Genomic DNA, 15,161 nt, shown 5'->3' on the forward strand with positions numbered 1-15,161 from the left:
GCCTGTTGCCGGCTAGAATCGATCCGCAAACCGCTTACGATTGGAAGTTTACGGCTTGACGATTCACCTTTAGCGCGAGATTCTGCGTGCCGGCATTTACGCACCATATTTTCATTTGCGAAAATCGTCGCGCGGCGGGCCATCCCCGCGGCTCGTGCGACGAGCAAGGTCACGGCGACCTGAAAGATGCTTTGAAGAAAGAGCTGAAGCGTCATGGATTGAAAGGGGAAGTTCGCGCCAACAGCGCTGGCTGCCTGGATCAATGCGAATGCGGTCCAGTGTTGGTGATTTACCCGCAAGCGATCTGGTATGGAGCCGTCACGCTGCAAGATGTGCCGCGGATTGTCGAAGAGACGGTGGTGAATGGCCGCGTGCTGGAAGATTTGCGGATACCGGAAGCAGCGCTCAATACGAAAGGGAAGGTTCCTTTCCGGCGCTCCAACTGCCAAGGATGCGACGGCGCCGCAGGAACAAGTGAGTAACCGATGAGAATCGTAGTATTAGGCGCCGGGACGATCGGTTCGTGGATCGCCGACCTGATGTGCCGTAATCGTCATAGCGTGACGGTGGTCGATCGGGACCCCGAAACGGTCCGTCGTTTGAATAACGAGTTGGACGTTCGCGCCTTGTGCGGATCGGCGTCGGAGTCGGCCGTGCTGTTTCAGGCCGATATTCTGGGTTGCGATCTTTGTCTTTCGGTCACCGGCGACGACGAGGTGAACATCGTCGCCGCGAGTATGGCCAAAGCGATGGGCGCTCGTCGAACCGTCGCCCGCGTGTATGGCCGAGTCTTTCGCGACTTGAGCACGTTTGACTATCAGGAACATTTCAAAATCGATCGCCTGCTCAGCCTTGAGCATCTCTCGGCGATTGAATTCTTGCGCGGCATTCGCACGCCGGGCAGCGCGGTGATGGAAAACTTCGCTCGCGGCGAATTGGAAGTGCAGGAGATTGTTTGCGGCGAAGCGACGCGCGCGATGGGACAACCGCTCAAGTCATTAGAGCTTCCGCGCGGTTCGCGTATCGGCACGATCCAGCGCGACGGCAAGATGTGGATCGCCGGCGCGAACGACTCGATTGCGGCCGGCGACCGGATCACGGTGATCGGCAGTCGTGAAAATATCGACGAAGCCAAAGGGAAATTTCAGGCCAAGCCAGACGTGCGTCGCTCGGTGGTGATCGCCGGCGGCGGCGAGACCGGCTTGCACCTGGCCCGCATGCTCGAAGGGCATCGCTTCAACGTTTCGCTGATGGAAACGAACAAAGAACGCTGCGAGTATCTGTCACGACTGCTTGAACATACGACCGTTATTTTGGCCGATGCGACGCGCCGCGTCGTGTTGGAAGAAGAGCGAATCAACGCCTGCGACGTCTTTGTCGCATGTACCGGCGACGATGAAAACAACATTATGGCCTGCGTCGAAGCAGGCGAACTCGGCGCGCCGCAATTGATGGCGATCGTCCAGCGTCCCGATTACGCCAATGTGGTCAACAAGCTGGGGATCAACCTGGCCGTTAGTCCGCGTAACGTGATGGCTCGCCAAGTGCTGGGCTTTTTGAACAGCGGACCGATCGTTACTCGCAAGCAGATCCCCGGCGGCAGCATCGCGATCGTTGAGATCGAAGTGTTAGTCGGAGCCCAAGCGACCGAGCATGTGTTGGCCAACTTGAAACTGCCGCCGCAATGTTTGATCGCCGCAGTAATGTCGTCAGATTACGTTCGCGTACCGACTGCCGATGATCGGCTGAGCCCGGGTGACACGGTTATCGCGCTGGTGGAAGACGGCGCGGTCGATGCGATGCTCGAATTGTTTCACACCAATGGTCGCTAGCCTCCACAGAGCGCCGCAAGACGATAAGCGCCGATGAACTTTCGCCTGGTTTGCAAATTTTTGTCGATCGTCGCTTTGCTGATCGGCATCACGATGGTATTCAGCCTGCCGTGGGCCTTTCCTGCGCTGGGGCATCGTACGTCGGAAGCGGCGATTGGTTTTGAGACGGCCGGATTTCAAGCGCTAGTCATTTCGATCGGCACTTGTTTTGTTTCTTGGGCGAGTCTTTCGTACTACGGCCGTACCTCCAAGGGAGAACTCTTTCGCAAAGAAGCGATGGCGGTCGTCGGACTTAGCTGGGTTTTGGCGACCGTGCTGGGAGGTTTGCCGTTCGTCTTGAGCGGCGCTTCACGCAGTTTGTCGGTCCGCTTGTTTGAGGACGCAGCGCATCCGCCGCAGGTCTTCAACGAGAACGTCGCGCCCATTACGCCGCTGCAATACCGGCTGGTGACGATTTTGAAAGACGCGCATGCGGTTGGCGTCTCACGAGATCAATTGACCACGGCCGACGAAGGGGAAGAGTTGGTCGCCGCCTTTGACCAGTTGAAGGGGCTGCCCGAGTGGACTGATGCGTTGATCGCGCCCGAACAAGAGCCGGCGCCGCTGGATCGTTTCGATCATTATCGGATTCGCCCGATCAAGATGAATCTGGCCGATGCGTTGTTCGAATCGCAATCGGGGTTTAGCACGACCGGCGCGACGGTGATCGCCGACTTGGAAGATCCGGTGTTGGTGCCGCATTGCATCTTGTTCTGGCGCAGCAGCACGCACTTGCTGGGCGGGCTGGGAATCATCGTGTTGTTTGTCGTGGTGCTCGGGCAAGGTTCGGCCGGCAAAGCGCTGATGCATAACGAAATGCCGGGGCCCTCCAAAGAAGGCGCTCACTCGCGAATGCAGCAAACGGCTTGGTATTTCACCGCGATTTATCTCGCGCTGAACGCGGTGCTGACGGTCATCTTGTGGCTGTTGGGGATGACCTTCTTCGACGCGCTTTGTCATGCGTTCGGGACGATGGCGACCGGCGGTTTCAGCACGTTTAACGATAGTCTAGGCCATTTTTACAAGGCCGATCCGTACACCGGTTTTTGGATCGAATACGTCGTGTTGGCGTTCATGGTGTTGGCCGGCATGAACTTTATGCTGCTTTACTTTTTGGTCGTTCGTCGCAAGGTGAGCGCCTTGTGGAAAGATGTCGAGTGGCGCACCTATATGGCGGTTCTCGCAATCGCGACGGCGCTGGTGATCGCCTTCGGCATGAGCTACGGAGATTTTCGCAGTCACGCTGACCAAACGACTTGGGGCGAAGCGTCCGATGCGCTCCGCTGCGGTTCGTTTCAGGTCGTTTCGATCATGACGACCACCGGATTTGGAACGCATGACTTTGACGGCTGGAACAGCTTCGGTCGCGGCGTCCTCTTCTTGCTGATGTTTGTCGGCGGTTGCGCCGGCAGCACCGGCGGCGGTTTGAAGGTGATTCGCCATATCTTGTTTCATAAGATTTTGTATCTGCAAATCGAAAAAGCGTATCACCCGAGCGTCATTCGCCCGTTACGACTTGGCGGCAAGCCGGTCGAAGATAACGATCTGCAACAAAACATCCTGGTCTATTTCGGCCTGATCCTGGTGCTGTTCGTCTTCAGTTGGATGGCGATCATCACGCTCGAACCGGATTCGACCTGGGGAACGTCGCAGGTTCACATCGAACATAAGCTGATCGACAGCGCGACCAGCGTCGCGGCGACGCTCAACAACATCGGCCCCGGCTTAGGAGTGATCGGCGCGACGCAGAACTACTCGAACTTCACTTGGTGGACGAAGCTGCTGTTTGTCTGGCTGATGATGTTAGGGCGGTTAGAGATATTTGCGGTTGTTGTGCTGTTCATTCCCAGCTTCTGGCGCTCTCGGTAGGTCGGCATGATTCGCTGCGCGACGGTTCAGTTTCAACATCAGCCCGGCGACAAGCCGTACAATCTGATGCAGATCGAAACCTGGTGCCGCCGCGCCGCGGAGACCGGCGTGCAACTGATCACGTTTCCCGAGATGTGCATCACTGGTTATTGGCACGTCCGCACTCTCGATCGCGCTGGCGTCGAGGCGCTCGCCGAACCGGCGCCTGCAGGCTCATCCACGCTGGCGCTGGTAGACCTGGCGAGCCGCTATCAGTTGATCGTCGGCGGCGGTCTGATTGAACAGGCGGAAGATGGCCAGCTTTACAACACGTATGTTGTCGCGACGCCGGATGGCGCCGTGCATCGTCATCGCAAATTGCACTGTTTCATCAGTCCGCACATGAGCAGCGGCGATCAATACACGGTGTTCGACACGCACCTGGGCGTGAAGCTGGGCGTCTTGATTTGTTGGGACAATAACCTGACCGAAAACGCGCGGATAACCGCCCTGCAAGGCGCCGACATTTTGTTGGCTCCGCATCAAACCGGCGGCACAGCGTCGCGCAGTCCGCATGCGATGGGGAAGATCGATCCGCAGTTGTGGCGCGACCGCGGGCAAAATCCTGCCGCATTGCAAGCGGAGACCAACGGCGCCAAAGGGCGAGAATGGCTCCTCCGCTGGTTGCCGTCCCGCGCCCATGACAACGGGATGTTCCTTTTGTTCAGCAACGGCGTGGGGCTGGACGATGACGAAGTCCGGACCGGCAACGCGATGATTCTCGATTGCTACGGGCGAATCTTAGCCGAGCAGTTGGAACCGACCGACGCGATGGTGACGGCCGATGTTGATCTCGATCTGCTGGAGAACTGCACTGGCCGACGTTGGATTCGAGGAAGACGCCCTGAGTTGTATCCGCCGCTGACCGTATCCACAGGCAACGAGCTTGATCCGCGCGCAGCGAGGTTTTCTACGCGATCCACGCGCGAGTGATGGGTTTGCTACATCGCCGCCAACCGCTCAGCAAAGATCAATCCGCCTACGATCGCTGCGCCGATGGATGTGACCAACACCGCTCCGCTGGCGACATCAAGCGCGTTACGGAGGTTCTCATTTTCGCCGTGGTCGATCGCTTTGGCGAGCCATTCAATGGCCGAATTAAAAAGTTCGGCCGCCAGCACTAGTGCGATGCAAAGCAGCAACAGCGACCAGCGAATGAGGTCGACCGCCAGATAGGCCGCCAGCGCGATCACCAGCGCTGAGACGATCAAGTGGACGGCGAAGCTTGACTGGGCGCATGCGCCGACATAGATGCCGCGAAACGCATCGCGAAATTTGGCGATCCAAGTACGCGGGGCCGGTTGGTATGGAGGAGCGGTCATCAGCGGCGTTCTCCAGGCGAGCGGTGCTAGTCAACAACGCTATTCTAGCCCGAACGCACCGACCGGCGGGATCGGTTCTCCGGCGATCTTGCTGTAGCGTCCCGTGGCGAAGAAGCGGGGCTCGAAGCTGATGCCGATGCCGGTAACGGCTCGACTGGGATCAACATTGATATTGAACGTGAACAAACTTGATTCGCCGACACGGGTCAGAAAGACATTTTGGCCTAGGTTGCCGGCGCTTTCAAAGTCATACGAAGTGCCGAGTCCGGCGATCCATTTGTCGGTCATGCGATATTGGAACGAGGCGTTCAGGATGTTCGCGACGACCGGCGACTTTATCGTCGTGTAGCCAACATACAAGCTGCCAATTTGCGGGCGGCTCATTTGAGCGCCAACGCTGACCATTTGCAGGCCATTGTCGAACAGGTCCCAGTCGCCGTCCGAAACAATCGACAAGCGATCGCCGATTTCCCAATTGAAGTCGTAGTTAATTAGGCCGATCGTTTCGCCAAAGTTGTCGCGACTCGCGTCTGGGAACACCGACGCACCGACATCAAATTTGATCCAATCAATTATCCGCTCGCCGCCGGGTGCGCCACGTTTGGTCTGCCATACCTGGCGAAGTTCGAGACGCGCCACTTGCAGGTCGTCGGCAATTTCGGCGGACGGCGACGATACCGAGTTCTGTAGTCCGTAACGAATCGCATAGTAACGTTCGTCCACCGTCGCCGGCAGCGGCACATTGGTTGGAAGGTTGAAAGTGTTGACTTTGAAGCGGCGGGCGAATTGCTCCTGAGCGTCGTCGTCCAGATTGTCATACAGCGGGAAACGCTCAATATTTTGGCTAGAGTCGGCGTAGTACGCGTCGCCATACAGGGTGACTTTATGAGCCAATCCATTCAGGTTCCACAACTGGCTTTGCACGGCGCGATCGGCCGACCACATCATCAGCGAACCGCGAACGCCCAGCTGACCATAGCCGCGCATTACATCGTTGTTGTTGATGTCTTCGTGCCAATAACCGACTTGTCCCAGCACATAGGGCGTGACCTTGGTCGGTCCGATATTCAGCGGCAGTTCCAGCGACTGTGTCGTGAACGCGCGAATCCCTTCCGAGTCGGTTTCGTACGGGAACAGCGAGAACTTCGCGAGATCGACTGGGTTAGTCGGCGCTTCGGCCGGCTGCAGATGCAAATAGCCGATCGATGAATGAGCGTTCCAGCTCAACCGATCAAACAGCAGCGACTCGCCGATGATCGTATGATCGAGCTGCGGAATCTTCTCGGTCTGCATGAAGAAATCGTTGACGCGCGAAGCGCCCGACAGCGTAAAGCTTTGATTCTCGTACAGTTTCTCTAAACGGAATCCCGTCGTCGCATCCTTGGCGGTGTTCCACTCGCGATTGAAATACGATTCCAGGAAGTTGCGATCGCTGATATAGCCAAGTTCGCCGAAGAAGCGGAAGTCGCCACGGAACGTCTGGCGATGCCGACCGATCGCTTTCCCCCGCATATCGGTTTCTAGCGGGACGACGCGTCGATCGGCGCCCAAATTGTCGGTCCCGCTGTCATGAATCCCCCAAGCGTCCAAGTACCCGGTCGCAGGCGTTTTCATGAAGGGAAAGTAGGTTTGATTGAAATCGAACCGCGTACCAACGGCGAAACCACGCTCACTGAGATAATCGAGCGACGTATTCCACTCGGTCCCTTCCCAAGGATCCTTGATGCCGAAGATTTCGTAGTTGTCCCACTCGGTCAGAATCTGCGTGCCGAAGTTGCTGTCGTTACGTACTTTGATGCTGTTCAAATAGAAGGTGGGGTTCTCGACGTTGGCCGATAGGGTTGGCCAATAGAAGACCGGGTACCCTCCCATATAGACGAAGTTGTTTCGTGCGGTGGCCCGCTTTTCGTGATCAATGACCGGCGCTGCGGTCAGCGGATCAAACTGCGGCTCGCCGGTAATCGGGTTGATCACTTGTCGCTGCTCGTCGACAAAATCAATCTCGTTCGACTGCAGCCAATAGTTGGGCACGCCTAAGCGGCTAGTGGTGATCGATGCGCCGTACGCTTGGTAGTGACTATTGTCAACTCGCTGGAGTACGTCCGCTTTCAGGCGAACCAGCCCTTGGTAGCCGGGCGCCGGAGTCAGCAACTCGGCGCCTAGCACGACGCCGCTTTCGAGGCCCGCGTTGTAGTACATGCGGTCGGCGTAAACGACTTGTTCGCCCTGGTGGAAGACGATGTTTCCTTCCAGGTAAAGCTCGGTATCGATCGCTTCATCGGATTGACCCGACTGGGCGATCCCGCGAATCCCTTTTTTCGACCAGACGACAACTCGATCCGCGAGGATGCTAACCGATCCGACTTCATCGAGCCCGTCGATCAGCACGTTGACTCCAGAGTCGAACATCAGGATCGATTCTCCGGTGACAGGATCGGTCTCTTGTCCGCGAGTTTGAAAGCCGGTCGCGTAGCGATTGTTGATGGTGATCCGCTTGGCCCGAGGAGTCGGGACGACGTTGGCCGGCAACGCAGCGACGCCGGGCCCTTGATATTGAATTTGCATGATCGGCTGCGGCTGACCGACTTTGGTCATATCGCCTCCTTCACGCTGAATCGCCAGGCCGCGCTGATAAACAGCCGGCGTGACGGCGCTGTGTGCGTCGGGGTCGGGTTGCGGCAGCGTAATCCCTTGATTGGTCGCAAGTTCGCCTAGCCAAGTCGGTCCGCGGAACTTTCCGCCATGCATCCGATTTCCATATTCAACGAGCACATCTCCTTCGAGATAGACCTTCATCTTGTGCGGGGCCAGGCGGAACGGCTGCGAGTAGTCGATCCACAGCACCGCGTCGTGCGAGATGGTGACCGAATCTCCTTGCTGGATCCGGCAATTACCGGTGAGGATCCAAACTTCTTGATTCCCTTGTTGCGTCACTTGCGCCGAGTCGGACGACACAATGATCGGGTACGCCTGACTCGGCTCGGGAAAGGCGATTTCGGCATGAGCGACGCGCGCAACGTCAGCGGCGCCGATGCCAAAGCACCAAACGACGAAGACCGTCAGTACGATTCGTACTAGCGGATTGACCAGAGATTGACGCGTCGGGGGGGACAGCGTTTCGGCTTCCTTGCCTTACAGGGAACGGCGCCAACCGCACATTGCGCGCAGCTGGACCGAGGGTTTTGCGGGGCGGATTATAGGAACCGATCGCAATGGGAGCAAGGCAGTTTCGTGACGAGCCATTTGAGCTTAAGCCGCGATGCGATAGAGATTTGCGACGACCACGTAAAAGTGGGGCTAGCTTTCGTCCGATTCCTCTTCTTTTTGCCGGGAAACCAGCCTTTGCAGCCCTGCCGTCGCCAGCAAGCAGATCACCGGAACAACCGGCGCTCGCATCCGAATGTTGCTCCAAAAGAAGGCGTGCACCAGCGTAAAACTAAGTGCTAGCATGACTCCCCAAATCCAGGGGGGCGACCAGATTTTTCGCCCGATCACGGCGATGCCGACGATCGCCAGCCCAAATTCGACCAAGTAAAACGCCCCCACGGCATAGCGGGCCAGGCGCCGTGATTGGGACTCATCGTGTGACAGCGCATGCGGCGCGAGACGCCAAAAGCGGCCGATCCGAACCAGCGTGGACCAAAGGAACATCCCCGGCTGCTGACGCATGGTCTCTGTCGCTTCGGCATAGGCGGCTCGATCTCGCGCCAACTCGTTGGACGAGGTCGCTCGCTTCGGGTGCTCTTGATTGAACCGGGCATGCAGTTGGTCGCTATCCCAGACCGGTTGATCGCCGTTTTGTAGAAATTCGTAGAACTCGCGATTGTTGCCCCACAGCAGCGTATATCCGCCGTGCGTGGTCCCCAGCACGATGTGGTTGTCAAAGATCATATAGTTGCGCGCTACCCACGGAGCGAACAAAAAGGCGCTGATCATCGCGATCACCGTCGCCGCAGCGATTCCCCGGTATTGGCGATAATAGACGACTGCCAGCGTCACGATGCACATCGCCAGCCAGACCAGAAAAGTCGGCCGCGAATAGACGGCCAGCATCATCGCTCCGGCGACGTTGATCGCCTGAACGGTCATGTTCCGTTTGTAGTATTCGGCGTCGGCCAGCAGCGTTTTGGTGAGAATTGTCAGCGCCAACAGCGCCGCCGCGGCCAACAGCGTCCCTAGCGTCTCGGTCATTACAACCATCGCCTGGTTCAGCAAAACAGGATCAATCGCCGTCAGCATCGCGGCTAGCCAGGCCCAGTTGCGATACCCCATGGCGACTGCCCAAGCGTAGACAATCGCGACGGTCAAAACGCCCAGCACCAGATGGAGCGCGGCGACCTCGGTCGGCTTGATCTCGCCGGAAGGAGAGCAGATCGCCAACAACAACGGATACAGGGCCGGGCGATAGGCGGTTGGTTCGGCCGGATCCTCCAGGGTAAACGAATGTTTTTCGATCAGATGAAGCGCCAGCAGGCGATAACTGTCAGGATCGTCCGCCAAACGCCCCAGCGAAACATAGCCAACCGCTCCGCGCACGAGCAACGCGGCCAGTAAAACCAGCAGAAATCGTCGGTCGGCGAGCAGGCGATAAGCAGGGGGGGAGTCGTTTTCCATGGGGACATTGTAACATCGAGACTCGCAACAGACGCCGCCAGCGGCTTACAATACGAGGAGGTTCCTTCTACCCCGGAAACGCTAGTGCTCTCTAGATTGATTGAATTACTTGTTCGGTTTCGTGTCGCGACGCTCATCCTGGGCGTCTGTCTGCTGGGGGTTTCGCTGGTCATCGGGCAGTCTCTCCATTTTGATCGCTCGATTGACAACATGTTCGCCCCCGGCGATCCGCTGTTGGCCCCCTATTTGAAACTGAAAGACATCTTTGGCGGCAACGAAGTTATTTTGGCCGTCTATCCTGACCCGCAACTGTTTGACGAAGACGGGGTCGGAATCGATCGGCTGATCGCGATGCGTAAGGAGATTACGGCGCTCGCAGGAGTCCGCGATGTTCTCTCGATTGATCGACCAATCGGCCGCGACATCGTCAATTCTGACAACAATCGTGCGTTGAAGTTGCGCGACGCCTTTGTCGGACTGACGCACAATGCGGCTGGCGACATCGCGGCGCTGGTCTGTATTTTGATCCCCGAATCGGAAGCCGGCGTTACACGAACCGAAGTGATCGATCAAATTCGCCAGATCGTCGCTATGCAGCCCGGCGGCATGATCACCGGCGAACCGGTGATGGTGGTCGATGGGTTTCGCTATGTCGAAGAAGACGGAGCGCGTCTTGGCTGGGCGACTTCGCTTCTCTTGGGCTTGGTGATCTTGGTTGCGTTTCGCAGCATTCGCTGGGTGATCGCCGCGATCGCCGTCGTGCAATTGACGCTTTGGCTGACCCAGGCTGCTCTGGCGGTCAGCGGGTTTCAATTAAGTATGGTCAGTTCGATGCTGACGGCGATTGTCACGGTGATCGGCGTTGCGACGGTGACGCACGTGCTGATTCGCTTTCGCGAGTTTCGCGCTGCGGGGCTCGAAGCGGAGCCGGCCCTGATCGAAACCGGCAAGTTGCTCGCCGCACCAATCTTTTGGGCCTGTGCGACCGACGCCGTCGGCTTTAGCGCTTTGATGGTCACCAAGGTGGGACCGGTCCATGACTTTGGCGTGATGATGGCGGTCGGCGCTTTAATGGTGATCGTCAGCGTTTGCTTGTTGGTCCCCGGCATCATCTTGATCGGCAACTTTGGTGGGGACGCCGGACGTATCTGGGGTGAAGGGAAACTAGACGGCGGGCTCGATCTGACGATGCACTGGGTCGAGCGTCATCCTGTTTTGATCGCCATGTTTTCGATCATTATGCTGGGCGCCGCGATTGTTGGGTCGATCAATTTGGAAGTCGAAAGCGACTTTACCAAGAACTTTCGCGAAGGGGCTCCGATCGTCGTCTCCTATGACTATGTCGAAGACAATCTTGGCGGCGCCGGCGTTTGGGACATTATGTTGCCGGCTCCCGAGACGATCGACTGGCCCTACGTCAGCCAAGTAAATGCGCTCGAACAGCGGTTGCGCAAAGAGGCGCCCGAGTTGACGCAGACGCTAAGCCTGGCCGATGCGATCATCGCCGGTTCGCCGTTGCCGCTGGAAGCGATGCGATTTGACTTTCTCCGCAACCGCGCGATCAAGATGGGGATGGGAACCTTTCAAACCGAAATGCCCGGCATCTTGGCGGCGCTGCACGCCGAAGACCCGAATCATCCAGGCCAGTATTGGTTTCGTATCATGCTGCTGTCGCACGAACGGCGTGACTCGAGCGACAAAAAAGAACTGATCGCCAAAGTAGAGCAGATCGCCAGCGAGTTCCAATATCCAGAGCCTGCTTCCGGAGATTCTGCAGAAGCGGCAGCCGACGCGTCATCAAAGCAAGAGCCGCAAGTGACCGGCTTTTTTGTGCTGCTGACGTTTTTGATTGATAGCCTGATCGCCGATCAATGGCGCGCCTTCTTGCTGGCGATCGGCGGCATCTCGCTGATGATGTTGGCGGCGCTGCGAGACATTCGTTATGCGTTGCTGGCCTTGGTTCCCAACGTCTTGCCGGTGTTGGTGGTGACCGGATGTATTGGATTGTTTGGCGTGAAGATCAACATGGGCGCCGCGATGATCGCCGCCGTGTCGCTGGGCCTGTCGGTCGACTCCTCGCTGCACTACATCATCGGCTTCCAGCGAGCGCTGGCCAAAGGTTTAAGCGTCTCCGCAGCCCTGACCGAAGTACAGCAAAGCGTCGGCCGGGCGCTGATCTTCGCCACGATCGCGCTGATCCTGGGCTTTAGCGTCCTCTGCTTTAGCAACTTCATCCCCACGGTCTACTTTGGCGTGCTGGTCAGCCTGACGATGCTGGGGGGGCTGTTTGGAAATTTGATCTTGTTGCCGCTGTTGTTGCGGTGGACGACTGGGGAGAAAGAAAATGAAATGCCTCTGCGGGACTAGTCGCTGGGCCGCTATAATGGTGGTGTATTGGATGCACTACCTTTGCACCTTGAATTTGCATCATGTGCGATAACTACCTGAGTCAACTGCTCAAATCTCTGATCTTTGCGATCGTGATTTGCCTTGGAGTCATCGCTGAAGGGCAGCAAGTTGCCCCAGTCGCTGATGTGGAGAACAATTCGAGTGATGCTTCTGGTTTTTTAACAAACGCATGGAGAGATGGATTTGGAATTTTTGGCGCCGTTGGAACCGTTGTTACGATTGGCTCCCTTTTGATTGCAGCTAGGCAAATCTACCTTACTCGTACAGCGAATAAGGCGGCGACTAAAGCGGCAGTAAAGGCATTTAAAGTAGCACGTGAACTGTATCAAAAACGGATCATTTCCGATGCGGAACACATCGCACGTGAGATACCAAATTATGTAGATCGACAAGAGCATCTTGTCGTGGCTTTGCAGATTTCAGAGCTTTCGCGATCACTAACACAGATTATTTCAAGCGATCCTTCTTGGGAAACCATTGCTTCGAGTCTCAAAGGGTTGGAGCATAGTCATCGAAGGATTGCATTGGGCACTCTGACTTTTACTCCAACGATCCGCAAGGATACCAATAAGATTTTGACAGAAGTACAATTACGATTGGCCAAACGGGGAACGCTTTTCGACACGGATCAAACATCCGATTTGGACAATATCGGGGAATGAAGATGAAATTGGACGAGAAATTTCGTCAGCAGCTTCAAACGCTGTTGGAAAAGACCAAGCGTAACGCCGTCAAGTGGAACAAGATTTATGTTGAGGATGAGGAAACGTGGGGAGGCTATCGCGCCTTAGAATTCGCTGCGGAAGTCAGTTTTGGCGATTCCACTTCAATTCGGATAGTTAGAGATGAACGTCACGGGCAACCTGACGTATTGTTCGCCGAATTGCGACGGAATGAACAGCCGGTGTTTCGAGTATCTGCCGAAGACGGTACGACAGATGAGGCGGAGCAACAGGACTGGAAATTGCTACAGCAAGTCTATGAAGAAGTTCTGCGAGTAGTTACGCAATGGGACAAAGCGATCGACGTGATTGATAAAGCGTTGAGTTCGGATTCAGTGGTGGGATTAGATCCGGAACCCGAGATCAAATTCTAATTGCTAAGTTGCAGTTCCATCCTGTTGCCCTCGTCCGGCCCCGCTTCTATTCTGGAGGGATACTGACTCTCTCCGCGAGAAGCTCTCCACCCCATGAAAATCGCTTATCTCGACTGTCCCAGCGGTATTGCTGGGGACATGACCTTGGCCGCTATGATTGATGCCGGCGTTCCTCTGCAGCTACTGCAAGAGGGGATCGCTTCGCTTGGTTTGCCTGGCGTTCGCCTAGTCGTTGAAGAAGTCAAACGGCATGGCTTTCGGGCGCTGCATCTGACGGTCGAGCATGAGCCGGAGCATGCGCATCGGCATTTGCATCACATCGATGCGATGATCGACGCCGGCCAGTTGTCGGCTGCACAGAAGGAATTGGCGAAGCGGATCTTTTTGAAAGTGGGCGAGGCCGAAGCGAAGGTTCACGGCTCGACTTTGCAGAAGGTTCACTTTCACGAGGTCGGCGCGATTGACTCGATCGCCGATATTGTTGGCGCCGCGATCGGTTGGGACTATCTGGGAGTCGATCGGATCGTCTGCTCCCCGGTGCCGACCGGGACTGGGTATATCGAAATCGCGCATGGTCGCTGCAGCGTTCCGGCGCCGGCGACGGCCGAGATTTTGAAAGGGATTCCGCTCGCCCAGTCTGATGTGCCGTTTGAACTGACCACGCCGACCGGCGCGGCGATTGTTGCGACGGTGGTCGATCAGTTTGGGCCGCTGCCGGCGATGCAGATCGATCGGATCGGCTACGGCGCGGGAACCAAGGAGCTGAAATCGCAGGCCAACATCGTGCGGTTGATCCTCGGAGAAACGGCTGATCCGCTCGACAGCGATCAGGTCTGGGTGGTCGAAACAAATTTGGATGATATCTCTGGCGAGGTGATCGGCCACGCGTCGAATTTGCTGCTGGAGAAGGGGGCGCTCGACGTTTACAGCACGTCGATCCAGATGAAAAAAAATCGCCCCGGCGTGCAGCTGACCGTGTTGTGTGACGCCGCCGATCTGGCGAAGATGGAGCGAATTCTCTTTCGCGAGACCGGCACATTGGGGGTGCGACGATTTCCGGTCAGTCGCCACAAACTGGTTCGCCGCGAGCATGCGGTCGAGACGGCGTTTGGCCTGGTCGCCGGAAAATTGGCTTGGATTGAAGGGGGGCCTGCTAGTTTTTCGCCCGAATATGAGGCGTGTCGCGCGTTGGCGACGCAGCACGACAAGCCGCTGCGAGAAATTTATGACGCCGCCCAGGCCGCATTCGACCCAAATACGCTTTGAGCCAAGCGGAGAATCAACGTAAGATACGGCGAGACTTTTCCCTTCTCGCCGTTTTTTCTGCGCATAGGCGATCTTCCAATGGACTGGATTCGCGAACATCTGCCGTACCTCGCCTTCTTCGGCGGACTGGTGCTCTTGACCTGGGTCATGCTCCGCCGCGTTTGGACGCGGCAACGCAAATCGAAAAAAGAAACGTCGAACGCTCCGCTGGTGCATGTGTCTCACGCGGTCGATCGCCCTTTCACCATGAGCGGGGGCCCCAACGACTTGCAGCGCTGGCAGTCGGAGATGCTGACCATCACGCGGCAGTTTCAGGCCGAACTAAACACGAAGATCCACTATTTGCAACAAGCGATGACGCTGGCTCAGCAAGATGCGAAACGCCTGCAAGCGTTATTGGACGCCGCCCAACAAAAGGGAATCGATGTGAAGAGCCGAGCGATCGATCCGTTGCAACAAGCGCTGGAGGTCGCGGCCCAATTTGACGCCGATGCGGCGCCGGACTTCGGCGTGGTGACCGAGACATTGTGCGACGCCAAGAAGAAAAATGAGTTGTACGCGCTCTCGGACGAAGGTAAGTCGGTCGAAGAGATCGCCGCAGTGATGGAGATGGATCCGATCGCGGTCGAAATGGTGCTCAGCATGCGCGGCTAAGCCCGCGATTCAAGCAGGAGA

Annotated in this window: 12 protein-coding genes; 9 read left to right on the forward strand and 3 right to left on the reverse strand. The window is 56.9% G+C overall.

Translation table 11 applies throughout. The features are described 5' to 3' along the window. The first annotated feature begins 86 nt into the window (after positions 1-86). The 4 genes from M4951_RS01745 to M4951_RS01760 are packed head-to-tail and all read left to right on the forward strand — an operon-like array spanning position 87 to position 4,712. Positions 87-482 (forward strand): (2Fe-2S) ferredoxin domain-containing protein, encoded by a 396-nt coding sequence (locus M4951_RS01745; RefSeq protein WP_002650655.1) that lies wholly within the window; start codon positions 87-89, stop codon positions 480-482. A 3-nt stretch (positions 483-485) separates the two neighbouring features. Beyond that, complete coding sequence (trkA, locus tag M4951_RS01750; protein ID WP_262024764.1) at positions 486-1,832, forward strand: Trk system potassium transporter TrkA; 1,347 nt, start codon at positions 486-488, stop codon at positions 1,830-1,832. 33 nt (positions 1,833-1,865) lie between these two features. Further along, positions 1,866-3,740, forward strand: a complete 1,875-nt coding sequence (locus tag M4951_RS01755) for a TrkH family potassium uptake protein (RefSeq protein ID WP_262024765.1) — start codon at positions 1,866-1,868, stop codon at positions 3,738-3,740. Between the two features lie 6 nt (positions 3,741-3,746). Then, complete coding sequence (locus tag M4951_RS01760; protein WP_262024766.1) at positions 3,747-4,712, forward strand: nitrilase family protein; 966 nt, start codon at positions 3,747-3,749, stop codon at positions 4,710-4,712. Positions 4,713-4,720: 8 nt separating this feature from the next. Here M4951_RS01760 and M4951_RS01765 read toward each other — a convergent pair whose 3' ends face one another. The 3 genes from M4951_RS01765 to M4951_RS01775 form a co-directional block, all read right to left on the reverse strand. Then, complete coding sequence (locus M4951_RS01765; RefSeq protein ID WP_262024767.1) at positions 4,721-5,101, reverse strand: diacylglycerol kinase; 381 nt, start codon at positions 5,099-5,101, stop codon at positions 4,721-4,723. A gap of 39 nt (positions 5,102-5,140) precedes the next feature. Continuing rightward, positions 5,141-8,056 (reverse strand): organic solvent tolerance protein OstA, encoded by a 2,916-nt coding sequence (locus tag M4951_RS01770; protein ID WP_262024768.1) that lies wholly within the window; start codon positions 8,054-8,056, stop codon positions 5,141-5,143. A gap of 342 nt (positions 8,057-8,398) precedes the next feature. Continuing rightward, positions 8,399-9,715, reverse strand: coding sequence for a hypothetical protein (locus M4951_RS01775; protein WP_262024769.1), 1,317 nt, complete (start codon positions 9,713-9,715; stop codon positions 8,399-8,401). An 84-nt stretch (positions 9,716-9,799) separates the two neighbouring features. Here M4951_RS01775 and M4951_RS01780 point away from each other — a divergent pair, with 84 nt between their 5' ends. The 5 genes from M4951_RS01780 to M4951_RS01800 all read left to right on the forward strand — a co-directional run bounded on the left by M4951_RS01780 (position 9,800) and on the right by M4951_RS01800 (position 15,140). Beyond that, positions 9,800-12,082 carry an efflux RND transporter permease subunit gene (locus M4951_RS01780; protein ID WP_262024770.1) on the forward strand — a complete coding sequence of 761 codons (2,283 nt, stop codon included), beginning with the start codon at positions 9,800-9,802 and terminating at the stop codon, positions 12,080-12,082. Positions 12,083-12,144: 62 nt separating this feature from the next. Further along, positions 12,145-12,786, forward strand: a complete 642-nt coding sequence (locus M4951_RS01785; protein ID WP_262024771.1) for a hypothetical protein — start codon at positions 12,145-12,147, stop codon at positions 12,784-12,786. 2 nt (positions 12,787-12,788) lie between these two features. After that, positions 12,789-13,220 (forward strand): hypothetical protein, encoded by a 432-nt coding sequence (locus M4951_RS01790; RefSeq protein ID WP_262024772.1) that lies wholly within the window; start codon positions 12,789-12,791, stop codon positions 13,218-13,220. Positions 13,221-13,313: 93 nt separating this feature from the next. Then, positions 13,314-14,486, forward strand: coding sequence for a nickel pincer cofactor biosynthesis protein LarC (gene larC / locus M4951_RS01795; RefSeq protein ID WP_262024773.1), 1,173 nt, complete (start codon positions 13,314-13,316; stop codon positions 14,484-14,486). 78 nt (positions 14,487-14,564) lie between these two features. Beyond that, complete coding sequence (locus M4951_RS01800; RefSeq protein ID WP_262024774.1) at positions 14,565-15,140, forward strand: hypothetical protein; 576 nt, start codon at positions 14,565-14,567, stop codon at positions 15,138-15,140. Positions 15,141-15,161: the final 21 nt, after the last annotated feature.

Origin of the sequence: Blastopirellula sp. J2-11 (assembly GCF_024584705.1) — a bacterium.
Taxonomy (GTDB): Bacteria; Planctomycetota; Planctomycetia; order Pirellulales; family Pirellulaceae; genus Blastopirellula.